The organism is Alteromonas sp. G5_S2_22_S1, assembly GCF_054968525.1.
In genome coordinates, this window is record NZ_JBQKUJ010000002.1 from 125,218 (window position 1) to 145,549 (window position 20,332).

The 20,332-nt window shown below is 46.1% G+C and carries 15 protein-coding genes; 9 read left to right on the forward strand and 6 right to left on the reverse strand.

Going from position 1 to position 20,332, the window contains the following annotated elements; all coding sequences use genetic code 11:
• Positions 1–24 precede the first annotated feature (24 nt).
• Together ACTRWF_RS02765 and ACTRWF_RS02770 are read left to right on the forward strand one after the other, a co-directional pair.
• Entirely contained in the window at positions 25–396 is a 372-nt protein-coding gene (locus ACTRWF_RS02765) for a hypothetical protein (protein WP_462835099.1), read from the forward strand.
• A gap of 111 nt (positions 397–507) precedes the next feature.
• Positions 508–1,053, forward strand: a complete 546-nt coding sequence (locus ACTRWF_RS02770) for a DUF3016 domain-containing protein (protein ID WP_012518237.1) — start codon at positions 508–510, stop codon at positions 1,051–1,053.
• 123 nt (positions 1,054–1,176) lie between these two features.
• Here ACTRWF_RS02770 and ACTRWF_RS02775 read toward each other — a convergent pair whose 3' ends face one another.
• Complete coding sequence (locus ACTRWF_RS02775; RefSeq protein ID WP_278385180.1) at positions 1,177–2,937, reverse strand: acyl-CoA dehydrogenase family protein; 1,761 nt, start codon at positions 2,935–2,937, stop codon at positions 1,177–1,179.
• A gap of 251 nt (positions 2,938–3,188) precedes the next feature.
• On the opposite strand from ACTRWF_RS02775, the gene ACTRWF_RS02780 reads away from it, so the two are divergent.
• Complete coding sequence (locus ACTRWF_RS02780) at positions 3,189–3,995, forward strand: SDR family NAD(P)-dependent oxidoreductase (protein WP_015066211.1); 807 nt, start codon at positions 3,189–3,191, stop codon at positions 3,993–3,995.
• 24 nt (positions 3,996–4,019) lie between these two features.
• Positions 4,020–4,895 (forward strand): amidohydrolase family protein, encoded by an 876-nt coding sequence (locus ACTRWF_RS02785; protein ID WP_015066212.1) that lies wholly within the window; start codon positions 4,020–4,022, stop codon positions 4,893–4,895.
• 16 nt (positions 4,896–4,911) lie between these two features.
• Here the strand turns inward: ACTRWF_RS02785 and ACTRWF_RS02790 are convergent, their stop codons facing one another.
• The 3 genes from ACTRWF_RS02790 to ACTRWF_RS02800 form a co-directional block, all read right to left on the reverse strand.
• The gene (locus ACTRWF_RS02790) at positions 4,912–6,096 is read right to left on the reverse strand and encodes a mandelate racemase/muconate lactonizing enzyme family protein (protein WP_278385181.1); all 1,185 of its coding nucleotides are present in this window, start codon (positions 6,094–6,096) and stop codon (positions 4,912–4,914) included.
• Between the two features lie 78 nt (positions 6,097–6,174).
• The gene (locus ACTRWF_RS02795; RefSeq protein ID WP_012518232.1) at positions 6,175–6,942 is read right to left on the reverse strand and encodes a class II aldolase/adducin family protein; all 768 of its coding nucleotides are present in this window, start codon (positions 6,940–6,942) and stop codon (positions 6,175–6,177) included.
• Positions 6,943–7,007: 65 nt separating this feature from the next.
• Positions 7,008–7,442, reverse strand: coding sequence for an NUDIX domain-containing protein (locus ACTRWF_RS02800; RefSeq protein WP_462835100.1), 435 nt, complete (start codon positions 7,440–7,442; stop codon positions 7,008–7,010).
• Positions 7,443–7,804: 362 nt separating this feature from the next.
• Here ACTRWF_RS02800 and ACTRWF_RS02805 point away from each other — a divergent pair, with 362 nt between their 5' ends.
• The 5 genes from ACTRWF_RS02805 (at position 7,805) to ACTRWF_RS02825 (ending at position 15,854) form a co-directional block, all read left to right on the forward strand.
• Positions 7,805–8,854, forward strand: a complete 1,050-nt coding sequence (locus ACTRWF_RS02805) for an efflux RND transporter periplasmic adaptor subunit (RefSeq protein WP_462835101.1) — start codon at positions 7,805–7,807, stop codon at positions 8,852–8,854.
• Positions 8,855–8,866: 12 nt separating this feature from the next.
• Positions 8,867–11,974 (forward strand): efflux RND transporter permease subunit, encoded by a 3,108-nt coding sequence (locus ACTRWF_RS02810; RefSeq protein WP_462835102.1) that lies wholly within the window; start codon positions 8,867–8,869, stop codon positions 11,972–11,974.
• A 498-nt stretch (positions 11,975–12,472) separates the two neighbouring features.
• Positions 12,473–12,877, forward strand: a complete 405-nt coding sequence (locus tag ACTRWF_RS02815) for a substrate-binding domain-containing protein (protein ID WP_015066216.1) — start codon at positions 12,473–12,475, stop codon at positions 12,875–12,877.
• 33 nt (positions 12,878–12,910) lie between these two features.
• Positions 12,911–14,092, forward strand: a complete 1,182-nt coding sequence (locus tag ACTRWF_RS02820) for a topoisomerase IV subunit B (RefSeq protein WP_015066217.1) — start codon at positions 12,911–12,913, stop codon at positions 14,090–14,092.
• Positions 14,093–14,234: 142 nt separating this feature from the next.
• Positions 14,235–15,854 carry a methyl-accepting chemotaxis protein gene (locus ACTRWF_RS02825; RefSeq protein ID WP_020742883.1) on the forward strand — a complete coding sequence of 540 codons (1,620 nt, stop codon included), beginning with the start codon at positions 14,235–14,237 and terminating at the stop codon, positions 15,852–15,854.
• 227 nt (positions 15,855–16,081) lie between these two features.
• Here ACTRWF_RS02825 and rpoD read toward each other — a convergent pair whose 3' ends face one another.
• Positions 16,082–17,917, reverse strand: a complete 1,836-nt coding sequence (gene rpoD, locus ACTRWF_RS02830) for an RNA polymerase sigma factor RpoD (protein WP_462835103.1) — start codon at positions 17,915–17,917, stop codon at positions 16,082–16,084.
• A gap of 467 nt (positions 17,918–18,384) precedes the next feature.
• Positions 18,385–20,163, reverse strand: coding sequence for a DNA primase (dnaG, locus tag ACTRWF_RS02835; RefSeq protein WP_015066220.1), 1,779 nt, complete (start codon positions 20,161–20,163; stop codon positions 18,385–18,387).
• Positions 20,164–20,332 lie beyond the last annotated feature (169 nt).

Sequence of the window (20,332 nt, forward strand, 5' to 3'; positions counted from 1 at the left end):
TGCGTCAACGTTAACTGGGAAGTTATGTTAAGGTTCTTTATTATCGCGGCTGAAATAATCGTTCTGGTTTTGGTACTGCGATCCCCGTTTGTTCAGTACCACTTTGAGGATATCCAACACTCAGTGTCAGATTGGCTTGTGGCTTTTTCTACCTTGCCAGAACGCAAAGAGTTAGGAAGCCTGCAGGATAAAATTAATATTGAGTTAAGCCCGCTGAAGCCCTATCAGCAAACCTACGTGAAGCAAATAACGGTTAGCAGTGCCAGTGTGAAGCGCTTCTACCTTACCTATTGTGAAAATGACGACATAAACCCAAATTTTACGGGAACTAAACGCGCTCAACTTTGCCTAATCATCAAGCAGTCACCGGTTATGCAGGTCGCCAAGCAAAACTAACCTAAGTTTAACTCTGTAGGTGTGTAGTGCGCAGGGCGATTATAGTTCGGACAAACTATTTTTAAAGCTTGCTAACTTATGGTCGAATCGACTGAATTTAGGAGCATAAAAGTGAATAAACTACGTACTTTTTCTTGTTTGAGTTGCGCCGCAGCAGTAGGTTTACTAGCGGCTCTTGCTCCCTCCCAGGCAGCGGAAGTCAACATTACGTGGGAAGAGCCTGAATCTTACAGCGATGTAAGGCCAACCAATGAATCGCGCAAACGTTTTCGCGAACGCACGTTAGAAGAGCTTGAGTCCCATATTGCAGAGCTAGCGAGTAGCTTACCGGAATCACAAGTGCTCTCTATGACAGTGACTAATGTAGACCTTGCCGGACAGGTATGGCCGAGCCAGTTTGTCGGCTTTGGCTCAGGTGCGGGAAGCGACGTTCGCATTATCAAACGCATCGATATACCGCGCATGACCTTTAGCTACACGTTAGCCAGCGAAGATGGCAAGGTGATTTTAAGTGCAAAAGATGTGAAGCTTAAAGATATGGATTTTATGGAGTCGAATATTCGTCGCAACCGAACAGAGTCCTTATCTTATGAGAAAGCCATGTTGAATGACTGGTTTTCCGATACTTTTTCTACGCAAGTTGCCGCAACGAATTAGGGCAGCTGCAGAGCATATTGCAAGCAGAGACTTAAGGCAATAAAAAAGGTCACTTCAATGAAGTGACCTTTTTTGTGCCTTCGGCTTATCAGAAGTAGATAAGCCGAGCTTAGCTGTTATATTTTAAAGGTAATCAAACTCATTACCTGAAACGGCGAGGGTACTTTCTGGGCCTGCTTTATATGCGGCTTTGTGAGCATCGCGACGTACAAGAATTCTCTCCACGTAGAAATCACGAGTTTTCATCTTCGATGCCGCGAGCACTGCATTGCCGACATGCTGAGCTTTGTCAGCCATACTGTACCAAAGTACGCCAATGAGTGAATACGCGCTGTAAGCTAGATAATCGCAGGCTGCTGAAGCTGCCGTAGTCGCATCCATACCTAAGCAATCAGCAGAAGAGGCGCGCCAATCATCAAGGATGCCTTGCGCAAGATTTTTCGCTTCGCTGTCTTGTATATCGCCAACTAAAGCAGAGAATGCCTTATAGGTCGCTTCCATCATTTGACCACCGTCGCGGGTTAGCTTTCGGCCTATTAGGTCAAGCGCTTGAATGCCGTTAGTTCCTTCATAAAGCATAGCAATGCGCACATCACGCATAAGCTGCTCCATTCCCCACTCGCGAATAAAGCCGTGGCCACCGAACACTTGAACACCTAAGCTTGTGGTTTCAAGGCCCATATCGGTCATAAAGGCTTTACAGATTGGCGTTAAGAATTGCAGAATCTTCTCTGCATCTTCTTTTTCTTGCCCTTCACCGAGCTTCTCAACGTCCATAAACTTCGCATAAAAAAGCGAAAGGGCGCGGCAGCCTTCTATCAGAGACTTTTGAGTAAGCAGCATTCGAGCTACGTCAGGTTGAAAGACAATAGGGTCAGCTTTGCCGTCTGGATTTTGAATACCTTGAGGCGCGCGAGACTGCACACGTTCACGTGCATAAGTCAGGGCACCCTGGTAAGACGCTTCTGCAGCCCCTAAACCTTGAAGGCCCACTTGGAAGCGCGCGTCATTCATCATGGTGAACATACAGGCTAGACCTTGGTTTTCTTCACCCACCAAGTAACCTTTAGCGCCGTCAAAATTCATCACGCAAGTAGGGCTCGCTTTAATTCCCATTTTGTGTTCAATACTGCCCACGGACAGGGTGTTTGCTTCACCTGGTTCATTGTTCGCATCTGGCAGGAACTTAGGTACTAAGAAAAGACTTATTCCTTTTACCCCTTTGGGCGCATCGGGAAGGCGGGCAAGCACAAGGTGAATAACGTTCGAGCTCCAGTCTTGGTCTCCAGCCGTGATAAATATCTTGTTACCCGTGATCATATAGCTGCCGTCGCCTTGTGGCTCAGCTTTGGTACTAAGTAAACTGAGATCGGTTCCCGCATGAGGCTCGGTAAGGTTCATGGTACCTGTCCATTCACCGCTAATCAGTTTGGCAAGATAAATATCTTTAAGTTCTTTGCTAGCATGCTTGGTTACCGCAAGGGTAGCGCTTTCTGTAAGCATGGTGGTTAAACGCCAGCTTAGGTTTGCTGCATTTAGCATTTCGTGAACAGGCACAGCCATCGTGTAAGGTAGGTCTTGGCCATCATACTCGGCTACCCCTAGCATGGCGTTCCAGCCATTGGCTACGTATTCTTGATAGGCATCAGCGAAGCCTTTTGGCGTGGTTACTTTCCCGTCTTCTAACTTACAGCCTTCTTCATCGCCTTCACGGTTTAAAGGGGCAACTACATCTAATGCAAACTTGGCACCTTGAGCAATAATTTCATTCGCCAATTCGCTATCAAAATCGGCTATGCCAAGCTTTTGGTAGTGGGCATCAAGTCCAAGCCAATCTTTTAATAAAAACTGAAAATCAGTTGTTGGGGCATGGTACAGAGGCATGGATGACTCCTTTTTCAAACAAGTGTTTTAATTTTGCCTATTATAGTCACAAAAAGCGTAGTCGGAATAGCCCGTTAAAGGAAAGTTAATAATAAATTTGTATTATGTTTGTAGCAGTGAATGTAAGAGGTGTCAGGGAGAATAAAGAGGGCATACGTGCTTGCGCTAAGTTAGCTTGCATTTCTAATTGGCACTGGCATGCTTAGGCGAACTTTATTAAATGCAACAAAAAGAGCGTGGTACACAACGACATGTCATCACAAGATGTAACTTCAAGCGCGGTTGAGAGCACTGATAATGGAACGTATAAACACGCCACACGTCCTGTGTGTATTGTAACAGGCGGAAGCTTGGGGATAGGGCATGCGGTATGTAAGCTTTTTAGTGAAAATGGCTACCAGGTGATTAATCTTGATATCAGAGACTTTGAACACGCGCTACCTAACACAACGTGGAAGCCCTGCGACGTAAGCGTGGTTAGCAACGTGGAAGCGGCAATTGCCGAGGTCTTGATAACGTATAAGCGTATTGACGCACTAGTGTGCAATGCGGGAATGCACGTTTCTGCCACTATCGAAGATACTGACGAAGCCTTGCTTGATAAGGTACTCAATCTTAATGTGAAAGGCGCCTACGCCGCTATTAAGTCTTGTTTACCTACCATGAAAGACCAGCGAAACGGTGCCATTGTGGTAATGGGGTCCGATCAATCTTTTGTTGGAAAGCGTAATTCATTTGCCTATGGGTTAACAAAGTCAGCACTCGCGTCGATAGCTAAAACTACAGCACTGGATTATGCGAGCTTTAATATTCGAGCGAACGCGGTTTGCCCCGGCACAATTGAAACGCCCCTTTTTCACAATGCTATCGATAACTATGTATCACGCTCTGGCGCTGATAAAAACGAGGTGGTGGCAGAAGAAGCCGCTGCGCAGCCCATCGGTCGCTTAGGTCAGCCAGAAGATGTGGCCGAGCTCACCTATTTCTTGTGTAGTGATAAAGCGTCGTTTATTACAGGAAGTTTGTACGCGGTCGATGGCGGCTACACAGCGCAATAATAACTAACAAGAGGTAAGGTAAACGTGAGCGCTGCAACACATTCTTGGATTGACCCACATGTTCATTTATTTGGTTTACAAGAAGGCGATTACCACTGGTTAAAGCCGAACAACCCGCCGTTTTGGCCAGATAAAGATGTCATCGCAAAAAGCACTTACGAGCATCATTTACGTCGCGCTTCAAAGGGCAAGCTTACAGGGTTTGTTCACATTGAAGCGGGGTTTGACAACGAACGCCCTTGGCGAGAAATCGATTTTCTAATGCGCCATTGCTCACTGCCTTTTCGTTCTATTGCGAGTATAGATTTAACCTCTATGCGCGCTGGCAGCCTCATTGATACGTTGAAAAACTACGGTTCGGTTTGCGGCCTTCGCCATATATTAGACGAAAACGCCCACGCGCTTTTGACCTCACCAAAGGTAAAGTGGGGGTTAGGGTATATGGCTGCCCAAGGGTTAAGCTTTGAAGCTCAGTTTAACTTGGCCGGTAGGGGCGCTGTAAAAGCGCTACTTGCCATACTTGAAACCTACCCTAGGTTACGGGTAGCCATTAACCATAGCGCAGTGGCGCCTGTTGAACTCAATAGCTTGGCATTTAAGCATTGGCAGCAGAATATTCACCACTTAAGTGAAACCAAGCAGGTAATATTTAAGTTCTCTGGGCTAGAAATGCAAAACCGCAACTGGCAGTGGCGGCGTGCCCAACCTCTTTTTAATTCGCTAGTTAATACGGTAGGCGTGGCGCAGTTAATGTTTGCAAGCAACTATCCACTTTGTCAGTGGCGCATGCCCTATGAAGCACTGTGGCAAGGCTTTCTTAATATGACAGCGCCGCTTTGTGAACATCAAAAGGCGGCGCTATTTTCATTAAACGCTAAGCAATGGTACGGCCTCGCTTAGCTATTAAAGGTAACACTTATTTCAGTGCGGTTACCGTCATGTAAGGCGAGCGATAAACTACCTCGTCATTAAGGTCGATACCAATTCCCGGTGTGTCAGGCGCCTCTATAAAACCGTTTACTGGCTGAGGGTCTTGAATACATAACTCTCGGTTCCAGTCTTTAATCGCGTAAGTGTGGTGTTCGTGAATTAAGAAGTTTGGAATTGCCGTTTCTAAATGAAGGCTTGCGGCCGTAGCTACCGGCCCGCCACACACGTGAGCCTGGACACGGACATCATAAATATCCGCATAGTCACACACTTTTTTCGCTTCGGTGAAACCGCCGCATAAACCAACATCCGGCTGAAGCACATCAATAGACTGGTCTTCAAGGTAAGGGCGTACATCCCAGCGATGATACAAGCGCTCACCGCCAGCGATAGGCACGTTCACGTTTTTCGCCACTTTGTCGTGAAGCTTCGAGTTAAGGTAGTTCACGGGCTCTTCGTAATATAGGCAGCCAATTTCTTCAACAATGTCACCCAGCTGAATAGCGGTGGATGCGCCTAACAAGCTGTGGCATTCAAAAATAATGTCGCCATCTTCGCCCATGGTGTCTCTTATAGCCTGAAGCCTTGCTTTAAATAGTCTCAGCTCAGGTTTTGTAAATAGCTTGGTTCTATCGAAATGGGTATTGCCGTCTTTGTCATAAACGATAGGGTCTACTTTAACAGCGTCATAGCCGTCTTTAAGCGCTTTTTCCGTCGCGCGAGCGTAGTCAGCAGGGTCGTTAAGCTTAGTGACTTCTTTATCCCAATCGAACTGAAGCTGGCTGGCGTAACTACGCAGTTTTCCGTTTGTTTTACCACCTAGTAATTCATACACAGGGAGCCCTAGCGCTTTACCTTTAATATCCCAAAGTGCCGTGTCGATAGCACTCATCGCCGCGTAAATCACCGGGCCGCCTCCAAGCCCCCAAAAGCCTTCGCGAAGCATTCTCGACCACAATAGCTCGGTATGGAACGGATTAAAGCCAATGAGCATCGCCTCGGCAATCTCTTTAATCATATGGGCGGCTGCACTGTGCCCCCAATCGTAAGCAAGACCTGCTTCGCCTACGCCAGTTATACCTTCATCGGTGTAAACCCGTACGAAAACAGGGTTCCACTGTGGGCGTTTAGGGCATTCAATATCAAATATTTCTACTTTGGTGACTTTCATAGTATTAAAACAATTCCGGTTGAAAATTAGTTGGCGCGGCGTGGCGCAGCTATGGGTGTTCCGACAAGCGAGCGGCGTTTATTCGCAAAAGCTCGGATCTAACTTGTAGGCTTTGCGCAACATGGCAGGCCACGCTTTTTGTCCGCCGGTTTCGCCGCTGTGAACCACATTAGCCTGCGCGTAAATGCCATCAATGATGGTTTGCGGTATTTCTATGACCTCTTCGTTAGACTGCATCAAGGCTAGCTGAATTTCACAGGCTCGCTGTAAATCGTAAAAGCGCATAAATGCATCACCAACACTTGGGCCTAATGTTAATCCGCCATGATTGGGCAGAAGCATGTGATTCGTATCGCCTAAGTCATCCTGCAGGCGCTTTTTCTCGCTATCGTCAACCGCCAGCCCCTCGTAACTGTGATAAGACAGCGAAGGCAAAGAGAACATAGAGTATTGACTCCAGGGCTTTAACCCTCCTTTCACAGATGCCACTGAGATAGTCGCTAACGTGTGTAAGTGAATTACACATTGAGCGTCGTGGCGCACTTCATGGATGGCGCTGTGAATAGTGAAGCCCGCTGGGTTAATGCCGTAAGGCGTGTCATCCAGAATATTGCCTGCTAAATCGACTTTAACTAAATTAGACGCAGTAACTTCGTCAAAGGTTAGGCCAAATGCATTCACCAAGTAATGGTCGGTACCTGGCACTTTAGCTGAGATATGGGTGTAAATAAGGTCGCCCCAACGCATATCTGCCACTAGGCGGTAGCAGGCGGCGAGGTCTACACGAGTTTGCCACTCTTTATCTGATACTTTGCCTTTAAGGCTTAAGGTTGGCAGTGAAAACAAGCCATCTCTCCTATTTTTTGTGTGGAGACAATTTACCAATACCCATCGCAATGAACAATGGTTTGTCAGGGCTGGTTTATAACGAATTGGGTATAGCCATCGCGCAAGGGAATAAGATCATCCGCAAAGCGCATGGCGTTTTGGTCAATAACAAAGGGGTCTATTTTTGCTAACCCCGTAATTTCTACTTGCGCCCAACGAGGTGCTTCAAACTTGTCTGGTAAGCTCTCTAGGCCGGCATCTAATTGGCACCCAAATAAAACTAACCCATTTTTGGTTGTTAACAGGTATTGGGATACTTCAACGTTAAAGCCCGTTTCTTCCCATGTTTCTCTGTGTGGGGTACAGGCGAGGGATTCCCCTTCACCACGCCCACCACCGGGAAAATCAAATTTCCCTGATAACCGATGTTCAACCAGCAATACTTTTGAGTTGGCTTTAATTAGACATGCGGCAGCGATAGGAGAAGCCTGTGCTTGCTGGCCTATATTCTGTTGCACCTGCACTAGAGAATTTGAAACACGACATATGGGCGGATCAGGCGATGGGTGAGTGCATGCGAAAAGCGTTAAAACAGCGAATATAGCTGATAAGCGAAATAAGATAGGCATCGAATTGGGTAAAATACTCTAAGGCTGTTAATGAAAGTTGTATAAGTAATGCAACATTAGAGACAGACTCTACGCAAAAACAAAATTAAAATAAAACAATAATGACGCAGTACACCAATGTAAGGTTAGGCTGTGCTTACTATGTCTAATAAGCCGCCGCGTTAATAAGCCATTATAGTGTGCTCGTACACCCATTGATCCCGTACCGAACACGGATATTCAGTGGGTACTTTTTACCTATAGGAAAGGTTATGTCTTCACGATTTTCTTTATCGCCCTTGTTAATTGGTGTGGTTTTGCTTGCTGGTATAGTGGTGTACTTGAATATGCCCGAAGAGCAGAGTGCGAATAAAGGTGGTCCTAGGGCTACGCCAGTCAATACCGCGATGGTTTCCTCTCAGGCATTTCCTATTACCATCGAATCGCTAGGCACAGCAATTGCCAATGAGTCGGTCAATATCACTGCTCAAGTTACCGATACAGTAAAGGCACTTCATTTTGAAGATGGCGATGAAGTGAAAAAAGGAGCGCTGCTGGTTCAGCTTAACAATACCGAGGAGCGCGCTCGAGTCGAAGAGTTAAAAGCAAACATTGAAGAGGCTAAACGTCAGTTCACCCGTATAGCGGACTTGCGCCAGTCTAACGCCACTTCCGAACAATTACTCGATGAGCAACAGGCCCGCGTGAAAGCGCTTGAAGCACAACTAGATATCGCGCAGGCTCAGCTTAATGATTTGCAAATTCGCGCGCCGTTTAGTGGGCTGTTAGGTAACCGCGAGATCAGTGTTGGCTCACTGGTGCAGCCAGGCAATACCATCACTTCTTTAGATGATATTAGCGTAATAAAGGTCGACTTTAGTGTGTCTGAAAACCACTTGGCTAGTGTGGCAAAAGGGCAGACGATCACCGCTTCGTCGGTAGCCTACCCCGGTGAAAGCTTTTCGGGAAAGATCACGAATATCGATACACGACTTGACCCTATTAGCCGCTCTATTCGAGTTAGGGCGACGCTAGATAACCAAGATAAGCGCTTGCGCCCTGGCATGTTGTTAACCGTAGTAGTAAAAAAGCGGGTGTTAAATACCTTGGTACTGCCAGAAAAAGCACTGGTACCCGTTCAAGACAAGCAATTCGTTTATGTAGTAAAGGACGATGTAGCGCACCAAACCGAAGTCGAAATAGGGGAGCGCCGTCCCGGCCTGGTACAAATAGTAAGTGGCTTAAGCGCAGGGGACGAAGTGATAACCGAAGGTACGCTTCGCGTTCGCGACCAGTCGCCGGTTAATGTATTAAACCGCTAGGGAGCTTACGCCATGTTATTGTCAGATGTATCTGTAAAGCGCCCGGTTTTTGCAACCGTTATAAACTTGCTGCTCATTATCTTTGGTGTTGTCGCTTTTTCCATGTTGAGTCTGCGAGAATACCCAGACATAGACCCTCCTATCGTTTCTGTAAGTACAACCTATACAGGGGCGTCGGCCAATATTGTTGAAACCCGTATTACGCAGCTGTTGGAAGACAGAATTTCGGGCATTGAAGGCATTAAAAATGTCACGTCTACGTCTCGAAATGGCCGCTCAGACATTACCATTGAGTTCAAGCTTTCAAGAGACATAGACGCGGCAGCCAATGATGTACGCGAACGCGTTAGCCGGGCATTGAACAACTTACCGGATCAGGCCGATCCACCTGAAGTATCAAAAGCTAACTCTGATGAAAGTGCGGTGGTGTGGTACAACCTTCGCAGCACCAACTTAAATACAATGGAGCTAACCGATTACGCCGAGCGCGTGTTAGTGGACAGGTTATCAATTGTAGACGGCGTTGCTCGCGTGCAAATTGGTGGTGGTAGACGCTATGCCATGAAGGTATTTCTAGACCGTAACGCAATGGCGGCGCGCGGTATTACGGTAAGTGATGTTGAACAAGTTATTCGTGCAGAAAACGTAGAGTTGCCGGCAGGAGAGGTGGAAAGTACTGACAGAAACTTTGAAGTGCGGGTGGCAAGAACTTTTCTTTCTCCTGATGATTTTTCAGCCCTTACCGTGGTGGTAGGCGATAACGGTTACTTGGTTCGCCTTGGTGAAATTGCCCACGTTGAGTTAACCGCTGAAGATGATGAAACCGAGTTTCGCGGCGATGGTGTGAATATGATAGGGCTGGGTATTATTAAGCAGTCTAAAGCTAATACCCTTGACGTAGCGCGAGCGGCAAAAGCGCAAATAAAAAAAATAGAAGCCACACTTCCCGATAATATTTTTATTGTGCCAAGCTACGATTCGTCTGTGTTCATCGAAGCATCCATTGACGAAGTGTACGAAACCTTAGGTATTGCCATGTTAATGGTGGTTATCGTTATCTACCTATTCTTAGGTAATATTCGCGCTACATTAATTCCCGCCGTTACGGTACCCGTTTCCATCATTGCGGCATTTATCGTGATGTATGCGCTGGGGTTCTCTATCAACCTACTTACTCTACTTGCTATGGTGCTCGCGATTGGACTGGTGGTTGATGATGCTATCGTAGTACTAGAGAACATTTACCGACGCATCGAAATGGGCGAGCCGCCTATTTTGGCAGCGTACCGCGGCGCTAAAGAAGTGGGGTTTGCGGTTATTGCTACCACTCTTGTACTGATTTCAGTGTTCGTACCTTTAGTATTTTTAGAAGGTAACATAGGCAGGTTATTTACCGAATTTGCCCTAGCCATTGCGGCGGCTGTGGCATTTTCAAGCTTTACTGCCCTTACACTCTCGCCCATGATGGCATCGAAGATCCTTAAAAAGCGCACTCGCTCTTCAGGCTTTGGAAGCTGGATGGATAAGCGCTTCTCGCAGTTGGAAAATGGCTATTTCACTGCGCTGGGTAAAACCTTACACCAGCCTATTTTAATGCTGCTTTTGTTGGTGATTGCGGTTGTTGCGCTGGTGCAGCTATCTGAAAAAGTGCCCAGTGAATTTGTGCCTAAAGAAGACAGGGGCAATTTCTTTATCTTGATGAATGCACAGGAAGGGGCAAGCTTTGAAAGTAACGCCAAAAACCTGGAGAAGATTGAAAGCATATTAATGCCTTACCGAGAAAACGGAAAGATAAACCGCCTGTTAGTTCGCACCCCTGGTTTCGGGGGCAATGCGGGTATTGCCATAGTTGGCTCCGCAGATTGGGACGAACGCGACTTTAGTACGTTTTCTCTCATGGATGAAATTAGCGCTAAACTAAATTCTGTGCCTGATGTACGCGCCTTCGCAATCATGCGAAGTGGGATTTCAGGGGGAGGTTTAGGCCGTCCAGTACAGTTCGTATTACAGGGCGATACCTATGAAAACCTGGTTGAATGGCGAGATATAGTGCTTGAGAAGGCAGCGCAAAACCCAGGCTTGGTTCGCGTAGATTCTGATTATAAAGAAACCTCTCCTCAACTGCTGGTGAATATTAACCGCGATAGGGCTGCAGATCTTGGCGTGTCTATCAGCGATATTGGCGGTACATTAGAAGTGATGTTAGGGCAGCGCCGTGTGTCTACTTTCCTTGATAGGGGAGAGGAGTACGATGTAATTCTAGAAGGCATAGAAGAAGATTTCAGAAGCCCTAATAGTATAGAAAACTTGTATGTACGCTCAGCAAGAACCGGTGAATTAATTCCGATGGATAACTTGCTAACGTTTGAAGAGCAGGCCACATCCTCAAGGCTTAATCGCTACAATAGAATGCGGGCAGTCACTATTTCAGCAAACTTGGCAGAGGGATACACATTAGGTGAGGCACTAGCCTATCTTGAAAACATTGTCGCTACCGAATTGCCAGATAATGTGTCGATTGACTACAAAGGCGAATCTCAGCTTTACCAAGAGGCAGGGAATTCATTTATTTATGTATTCATGCTGGCGCTTGCCGTTACCTATCTCATATTAGCTGCTCAGTTCGAGAGTTGGGTACATCCGTTAGTGATCATGCTAACGGTACCGCTAGCCTTAGTGGGGGCTTATATTGGGCTGTTTTTCAGCGGCATGACGATTAATATCTACAGTCAAATTGGGCTTGTAATGCTAATTGGCTTGGCGGCTAAAAACGGCATACTCATTGTTGAGTTTGCAAATCAGCTGCGGGACGCCGGCATGGAATTCGAACATGCACTAAAACGGGCTGCTGCCCAGCGTTTGCGACCTATTGTCATGACCGGTTTTACCACTGTTTTTAGCGCTTTGCCTCTGGTGCTTGCCTCAGGCCCCGGCGCTGAAAGTCGTATGGTAATTGGTATGGTCATTTTTTCAGGTGTCTTAGTGTCGGCCTTTATGACGTTGTTTGTTGTTCCTACGGCCTACAGCTGGCTGGCGCGCAACACAGGATCGCCGCTTAAGCGAACCAATGAAATAGAACGATTAGAAAAAACGATCCCGTATAAAAAAGGGGAAGATTAAGTTTTTTGCAGGGCGTAAGCCCTGCGTATTTCCCCGTTATTGGGCAACATTTCAACTTATCACGGTAAGCTAGGGTATGTTTTAATATACCTAAATATGGTTGGTTATTACATTGTAATCAACTTGTTAAGCTAGCAAGTAGCTGAATTTTCTTAGATATTTATGTTTATTACTTTTCCATCACTGTTTCTTATGAAACGTTATAAGTTTTACGAGTATGCATTAGACAATGGTATAGTTGTTTAACTTCTCACTTCCTCTACACTTCGCGTCAATTCCACTACCTTATATAAGCTATTAATTTATATAAGATAAATATTTCAAGCTCAAATTGGCGAATATTGAAGTTGTGATTAATACTTACACCGTTGCAATTGTTAGTACACAAGCACCTGTTTGGCCTATGTCGTTCAAATACTCAAACGTCGCTTCACGCGGCCTTAAAAAGAAAGTAGAAAACGATGAGCAGATACTTCAACAGATTCTAGAGGACAAATGATGAAAAAATGGATACTTGCAGCTGGCCTATGCTGTAACGTAGCGTTCGCTGATGTAGCAGTGATCGTACATCCCAGTAATGGCGATACGCTAGACAAAGATAGCATTAGCCGAATTTTCTTAAATAAAGCAAAAGCTTTCCCTAGCGGTACAAACGCTGAGCCAGTGGCGTTGGCAGAAGGCCAAGCTGCAACTGACGAATTTAACGGCAAAGTATTAAACAAAACAGCAGCTCAGCTTACTGCGTTTTGGTCAAAACTAGTATTTACGGGTAAGGGGCAACCGCCTAAGGCATTAGCGAGCGACGCTGAAGTGGTTTCTGCAGTAGCAGCTAATCCTGGCGCTATTGGCTACGTTGACGCTGGCTCAGTGAACGACAGCGTGCGCGTTGTCGCCACCTTTTAACTCCCGTTTATATAAAGAATTTAAGGAACACGCATGAAAACCAAACTTGCAATCTTATCAATGGCTGGCTTGTTAGCTACCCCGGCAATGGCTGAAATTCAAATTAACGGCTTTGCTAACCTTATTGCTGGAATGACGCTAGACGACGATGAATCAGTATACGGCTATGACAGTGACTTCAATTTCGACCCTGCCAGCGTTTTTGGCCTGCAAGTTCGCGGCGATGTTAGCGATAAGTTATCTGCTACAGCGCAGTTAGTCGGTCGTGGTAGTGAAGACTATGACGCTGATTTCGAGTGGGCTTACATGACTTATATGTTAAACAATAACGTTAATATTAGTGCTGGTCGCATGCGTATGCCGCTTTTCAAATACTCAGCATCGCTAGATATTGGTTATTCTTACCACTGGTTAACACCACCAGATTCAATCTATGGTATTGATTTCAACAACATTGACGGTATTCGCGTTGATTACATGAATTACTCCGGTGACTGGGAGTACGGTGCGCAGCTTACTATGGGCCGAGTTGAAACCGATACCACTATTTCAGGCACACCTGCTGCACTAGAACTTAAAAACGTAGTGGCGGTTTCATTTGAAGCTACACGCGACTGGTTTAGTGCGCGTACTTTGCTAGCACGCGGTAAAACAAGTGCTGCGAATGCGGAATTCGATGGGTTTGTAGACGGTATATCGGCATTTGGCGCCGCTATTCCTAACGCATCTGAAGTTGCTGAAGGTTTTAGTGTGAATGACGATACAGGTACCTTCTTTGAAGTAGCGGTTGATATTGATAAGTATGACTGGTTCGTAGGCGCTGAATTTACGCAAACAGAAGTGGACGGCTCTATCATTGCTGATAATAAAGCATGGTATGTAACAGCCGGTATGCGTTTCGGTAAGTTCACACCTCACATTACGTACGAAGTAGAAGAAGCGGACAATGGGACCCAGCTAGGCCTAGTTGCATCATTACCACCACAGATTGCAACGGGTGACGCGGTAACCGATGCGACTTGGTCTGCAATCTATCAGGGTGCTGCAGGTATTGCTGCTCAGCAAGAGCTTGATGTTTCTGCCGTTACTGTAGGCCTGCGCTACGACGTTGAACCCGGTTTCGCGCTTAAAACAGACGTAACTTGGTACTCAGACGATTTGAATGACCTAAACGATGCTACTTTGCTAAAAGTTGGCGTTAATTACACGTTCTAAGTGTCTACTATGGCCTCGCGTGATAGTGCGAGGCCAAATTTTATTAAAGATTTTCGATATTAAGTAGATAAATTAGAATAAGATAGTTATTCCTATTAAAACAGGTAGCTATTGCGCGAATATAATAACAGTGGGACAGCGAATGAACTTTTTAAAAAAAATGTCTATTGCGAGTAAGATATTTCTCATACCGGGGATCGCAGCGATAAGCTTTGTTATCTACTTACTTATTACTGTATACACCGCGTTAAATAACGGCGCAACCTTAGAGAAAGTTCAACAAGTCCAGTTCCCAGCGTTACAACAATCGGCATCTACCCTTGTCGATATGCAGAAGGTGCGCGATACCTTATCTAGTGCGGTTACAACCGGTGACCAAGATACGCTCATCATGGCGCAGAACCTGGCGAAAGAAGTGAAAGCTGGGCTCAACCAAATAGAGTCTATTAGTCCAGAGTTTCGCACCGAAATAGCTAAAATTTCGGCAGGGTTTGATGATTACTTTAAAGTGGCGTTTGACGTGTCTCAATCGATGGTTGATGGTACCGCTGACTTCAGTCGCTTAGGTGAACTTTCATCGCAAATGAATAGCTCTTATGACGATGCTATTGCCGCCATGTCTACATTCAGAGATGCGCAGCAGGCCGCGTTTGAAGAAGCCTTTGAAAATACCGACAGAGCAAACACTTCCCTCATTAGTACAGGCGTTATTTTAGCTATCGTTGTTACCATACTTTTGTTTGCTACCGCAGTGCCTATTGTGCGTGGAATTAAGCAGAGTATCGACGACGTGGTGCGCTCACTTAAAGATATTGCCCAAGAGAATGGCGATTTAACCGTACGCATTGAAACGAAAAGCGAAGACGAAATTGGCGAACTGGTGTATTGGTTTAACCAGTTCATGGACAAGCTTCAAGGGGTTGTCCGCGATGTGGTAGAAGCAAGCTTACCGCTTTCTAATTTGGCACAAAATTTACGCGGGGTAACGGAAGAAACCCAACGTACCATTAATGTTCAACAGCAATCTGCGACTAATGCGAAAAGTGCTGTGGATACAATGAGTGGCTCAGTAGACGGTGTAGCACACAGTGCTGCCCAGGCAGCAAGTGACGCCAACGAAGCAACCAGCGCCGCCAGTGAAGGCCGTCAAATTGTTCAGCAGACGGTAACGAGCATTCAGCAGCTTGCAGAGAACGTGCGTGAGACGGCAGACGTGATAGCGCGTTTAGAGTCTGATTCAAACAAAGTAGGCTCGGTACTTGATGTCATTAAAGGCATTGCTGAACAAACTAACTTACTGGCACTGAATGCGGCGATAGAAGCAGCGCGAGCAGGCGAACAGGGCCGTGGCTTTGCGGTAGTGGCAGATGAAGTAAGAACACTGGCATCGCGTACACAGCAATCTACAGAAGAAATTCAAAGTACTATCGAGCAGCTTCAAAGCGCAGCGCACTCTGCAGTTGAAGTGATGGCACGTGGAACTGAGCAGGCATCTAGCAGTGTAGAAACTGCTAACAAAGCCGGAAGCAGTCTTGAAACCATTACCAGTACTATCGGTCGCATTAATCAAATGAACGAGCAGATAGCGCACAACACAGAAGACCAGCGTACGGTAGCGGTAGACATAGTTCGCCATGTCGATGAGATTCACCAGCGCACAGAACAGACCTCTAGTCGCTCTGTTGAGTTAGGCACAATGTGTAATGAGCTTGCTGATTTGGCACAACATTTAGAGTCTATTGCTAAGCAGTTCAGAGTGTAAGTCTACGGCCCCTAGTAGTGATTACTTGGGCCTTAGCTGCCGCCTTAGCGTTATATTAGCTTAGACTGTTACATGCGTAACAAGCCTCCGCGAGGGGGCTTTTTTGTGGGCAGAGTTTGGTAGTTGTAGTAAATATACGACAGTGACTATCGACAGGCATAAACAGAAAGCGCATAAAAAAATCCCCAGCAAGCTGGGGATTTTTACAAATAAAGTTAAGCCTTAACCTATTCGTCTAAGAAACTGCGTAGCTGCTCAGAACGGCTAGGGTGGCGAAGCTTGCGGAGTGCTTTAGCTTCAATCTGACGAATACGCTCACGGGTAACGTCAAACTGTTTGCCTACTTCTTCAAGCGTGTGGTCGGTATTCATATCGATACCGAAACGCATACGCAGTACTTTTGCTTCACGGGCTGTTAGACCTGCCAAAACTTCTTGTGTTGCGCCTTTTAAGCTACCGCCAGTTGCTGAATCGAGGGGCTGAATAATAGTGCTGTCCTCGATAAAGTCGCCAAGATGTGAATCTTCATCATCGCCGATAGGGGTTTCCATCGAGATTGGCTCTTTAGCAATCTTAAGTACCTTACGAATTTTGTCTTCAGGCATTAGCATGCGCTCGGACAACTCTTCAGGTGTAGGTTCACGACCCATTTCCTGAAGCATTTGACGAGAGATACGGTTTAGCTTGTTAATCGTCTCAATCATGTGCACAGGAATACGAATTGTACGCGCCTGGTCTGCAATCGAGCGAGTAATAGCCTGACGAATCCACCATGTTGCATAAGTCGAGAACTTATAACCACGACGATATTCAAACTTGTCCACCGCCTTCATTAGGCCAATGTTACCCTCTTGAATAAGGTCAAGGAACTGCAGACCGCGGTTGGTGTACTTCTTCGCAATTGAGATTACAAGACGAAGGTTGGCTTCAACCATTTCTTTTTTCGCGCGACGGGCTTTCGCTTCACCAATCGACATACGACGGTTAATGTCTTTAATATCTGCGATAACCAAGCCAGTTTCTTGCTCTACTTGGTTCATCTTACTAATGCAGCGTTCAATCTCTTCTTGGTTAACTGCAAGATCAGCGGCATAAGGCGCACCTGATTTAACAGCTTCATGCAACCATGCAGTAGAGGTTTCATTGCCCGCAAATGCTTTGATAAAGTCTTTCTTAGGCATTTTTGCATTAACAACGCAGAACTTCATAACAAGACGTTCTTGGATACGCACCTTGTCCATCATCGCACGCATGTTCTTAACCATGCGGTCGAACTGCTTAGGAACTAAGCGGAACTCTTTGAAAACGTCGCTTAAAGCGTTGATTTGGGTACGGGAATCGGCGTGAGAGCGGCCTTTCTTCTCGATAACTTCACGAGTTTTGATGTACTGCTCACGAAGCTCTGAGAAGCGCTCGCGCGCTAGCTCTGGGTCTACGCCGTTATCGTCTTCTTCTTCGTCTTCATCTTCATCATCGTCGCCATCTTCGTCATCTAATTCTTCTTCAGATAACTCAGAGCCCACGTGGGTTGCTGTTGGTGCGAGATCTTGATCATCGTTAGGATCAACAAAGCCCGAGATAATATCGCTTAGGCGAATTTCTTCGGCTTCGTAAAGGTCCCACTGATCTAACAGGTAAGTGATCGCTTCTGGGTATTCAGCAACCGAACACTGTACTTGGTTTATACCGTCTTCAATTCGCTTAGCGATTTCAATTTCGCCTTCACGAGTAAGAAGTTCAACAGTACCCATTTCACGCATATACATGCGAACTGGGTCAGTTGTACGGCCAATTTCACTTTCTACGGTAGCCAGTGCTTGCGCCGCCGCTTCCGCGGCATCTTCGTCAGCATTCGCTTCTTGCATGAGAAGTTCATCTGCATCAGGAGCTGATTCAGAAACTTGAATTCCCATGTCGTTAATCATGCGGATTATGTCTTCGATTTGATCAGAATCGACAATATCTTGCGGCAGGTGGTCGTTAACTTCTGCAAAGGTTAAGTAACCTTGCTCTTTACCTTTTGCAATCAGGAGTTTAATCTGAGACTGCTTGCTTTGCGCCATATACCCTACACTTCTCACATTCAATTAGTTTGCAATAGAAAAGACAACATACACCTAGGTATGTTCCCTGATCTGCTGTAGTACTGCATTTGTATCAAGGCCGTTAATGCTCGATGCCACGTTGGTGTAAACCAATACTTTTACGATGCACATCTGCTCGGGTTCGGTTCTGCCCGTTATATTCGGCTATATCTTTGCTACTCGTGTTGCTGCATTTTTGTTCACTCTAAAGGGTGAAGCATGTTTAAACATGTCTGCAGCGAATTAGCCAGTATAGCAGATTAACCGGTGGTTTTACCAGATTGACGGCCGATTTTTTAGCCAGTAATTTCATGTTCGCTCTACACAAAACCGCGGGTAACCTTTACTAGGTAAAAAGTTGGGTAATAGGGCGAACAGAAAAATACACAGCACATCAGGTTAACCCAGCGGTCATAAAATTCGCATAAGAATTTTTGCTAACTAGGCTAACTCTTCTGTCTTTCCCTCATAAGCAGGTTCAATTCCTGTTTTTCCGCTTGAGTAAGCGGCTGAACCCGCGAGCGTGAAATTAAGGTTTCAATACGGCTATCGAAATGCCCGTCCAGTAAGCGAGCGAAGCTGTCGTTGTATACGCGCTCAGCATCCTCGTCTTTAACTAAGTGCTCTTGTAACAATAATTTCGCGATAGTAGAAGAATGGGGATGGTCGCGGAAATTTTCAACAAGCTGCGCAGTTTTAGCCTTAGGGTTAGCTAAACAATAGCGGTGTACGTCGCGTAGTAAATCCATGCCAGCGGCTTTGCTGCCGGCAAAAATATCAATTTGAACGTCTTCACACATTGATGCCAGTTCAGGCTTATCAAGTAACAAGCGAATTAGCATACGCAGTGGAGAAAGCTTGGGTTTGTTAACTTGATTACGACTAGGTGAATAGGCTTGCTTCGACCCCTGGTTGGCTTTTGTTATGTCCTGCTGAAGCTTAAAACGGTCAAACTCGCCGGTGTGCTTTGCAAGTTCTTCTAAGAGCATTTGCTTTTGATCTTCACCCAAGGTGCTTTCGATAAGCGGCATGGCCGCTTTTTTTAAGGCAATTTTACCTTCAGGGGTCCCAACGTTATGGGTCTTTAATAAGTTTTCGAAGAAAAAGCGAGACAGCGGCATAGCACTATCAAGCATTTCCATAAACGCTTCTTTACCCACTTGGCGGACCATAGTATCGGGGTCTTCGCCATCGGGTAAGAATAAAAACGAAATACGCACGCCGTCTTTTAATGCCGGTAAGGCGTTCTCTAATGCCCGCCATGCAGCCTCTCGACCGGCCCTGTCACCGTCGTAGCAACACACGATATGCGAAGTAGCACGAACCAACATTTGAATGTGTTCAGGCGTCGTCGCCGTGCCTAGCGCGGCCGTGGCAATGTTAATGTCAAACTGACTTAGCGCCACTACGTCCATGTAGCCTTCTACAATTACAACCGTATCTAAGGTACGGTTGTTCTGGCGAGCTGAGTAAAATCCAAATAGCTCGCTACCTTTGTGGAATATGCGGGTTTCTGGCGAGTTTAAATACTTTGGTCCACCGTCATCTAATACACGGCCACCAAACCCTACAACCCGCCCCCGTTTGTCCCTGATGGGAAACATAATGCGGTCGCGGAAGAAGTCGTAGGTGCGCCCCTGGTCGTTTTTATTGACTAGCTTTAAATCGACCAGCTGCTTGATGCGCTGTGGGTCTTTGCCAAAAGTGTTTAACAACGCATCCCAGCTATCAGGGGCGTAGCCAATTTCCCACTGCTTGACGATGTCGCCACTAAGCCCACGGTTTTTTAGATATTCGATGGCTTTTTTGCTGTTGCCGTTTTGGCGCAGCTGATGTTGGAAAAAGCGCGCTACTTGCTCCATAACAGCATAGTCGTCTTGCTGTTGCTGCTTTTTCTCTTCGCTCATGGCAGGGCGACTGCCTTTTTCACGAGGGACTTCTAGCCCGTGATAGCGCGCCAACTCTTCGATGGCCTCGACAAATTCAAGGCGGTCGAATTCCATAATAAACGAAATCGCATTGCCGTGAGCGCCACACCCAAAACAGTGGAAGAACTGTTTGTCTTGGCTAACGGTAAACGACGGGCTTTTCTCGTTGTGAAATGGACAGCACGCCTGGTAGTTTTTGCCAGCTTTTTTTAGTTTTACTCGGCTATCAACGACTTCTACCACATCGGTACGAGAGAGTAAGTCATCTATAAAATCGCGAGGTATTTTTCCAGCCATGGGGTATTTAAAAGGACCAGTAAAGATAAGCAGCGGCGCCTACGAATACGAGCTGCCACAACAAAATTAAAAGAGTAAAGTACTGTAACAGGGAAGTACAACAATGAGAATAACGAAGGTATGGCATTCACACCCTCGTTCGTCTTTAATCTTACAGAGTAAGACTCCT

Excerpts from the sequence above, each read along its gene's own strand:
- ACTRWF_RS02790 (WP_278385181.1), bottom strand. The coding sequence starts at position 6,096 with ATGAAAGTCACCAAAGTAGAAATATTTGATATTGAATGCCCTAAACGC.
- ACTRWF_RS02775 (WP_278385180.1), bottom strand. The coding sequence starts at position 2,937 with ATGCCTCTGTACCATGCCCCAACAACTGATTTTCAGTTTTTATTAAAA.
- ACTRWF_RS02815 (WP_015066216.1), top strand. The coding sequence starts at position 12,473 with ATGAAAAAATGGATACTTGCAGCTGGCCTATGCTGTAACGTAGCGTTC.
- ACTRWF_RS02805 (WP_462835101.1), top strand. The coding sequence starts at position 7,805 with ATGTCTTCACGATTTTCTTTATCGCCCTTGTTAATTGGTGTGGTTTTG.
- ACTRWF_RS02820 (WP_015066217.1), top strand. The coding sequence starts at position 12,911 with ATGAAAACCAAACTTGCAATCTTATCAATGGCTGGCTTGTTAGCTACC.
- ACTRWF_RS02780 (WP_015066211.1), top strand. The coding sequence starts at position 3,189 with ATGTCATCACAAGATGTAACTTCAAGCGCGGTTGAGAGCACTGATAAT.
- dnaG (WP_015066220.1), bottom strand. The coding sequence starts at position 20,163 with ATGGCTGGAAAAATACCTCGCGATTTTATAGATGACTTACTCTCTCGT.
- ACTRWF_RS02810 (WP_462835102.1), top strand. The coding sequence starts at position 8,867 with ATGTTATTGTCAGATGTATCTGTAAAGCGCCCGGTTTTTGCAACCGTT.
- rpoD (WP_462835103.1), bottom strand. The coding sequence starts at position 17,917 with ATGGCGCAAAGCAAGCAGTCTCAGATTAAACTCCTGATTGCAAAAGGT.
- ACTRWF_RS02765 (WP_462835099.1), top strand. The coding sequence starts at position 25 with ATGTTAAGGTTCTTTATTATCGCGGCTGAAATAATCGTTCTGGTTTTG.
- ACTRWF_RS02825 (WP_020742883.1), top strand. The coding sequence starts at position 14,235 with ATGAACTTTTTAAAAAAAATGTCTATTGCGAGTAAGATATTTCTCATA.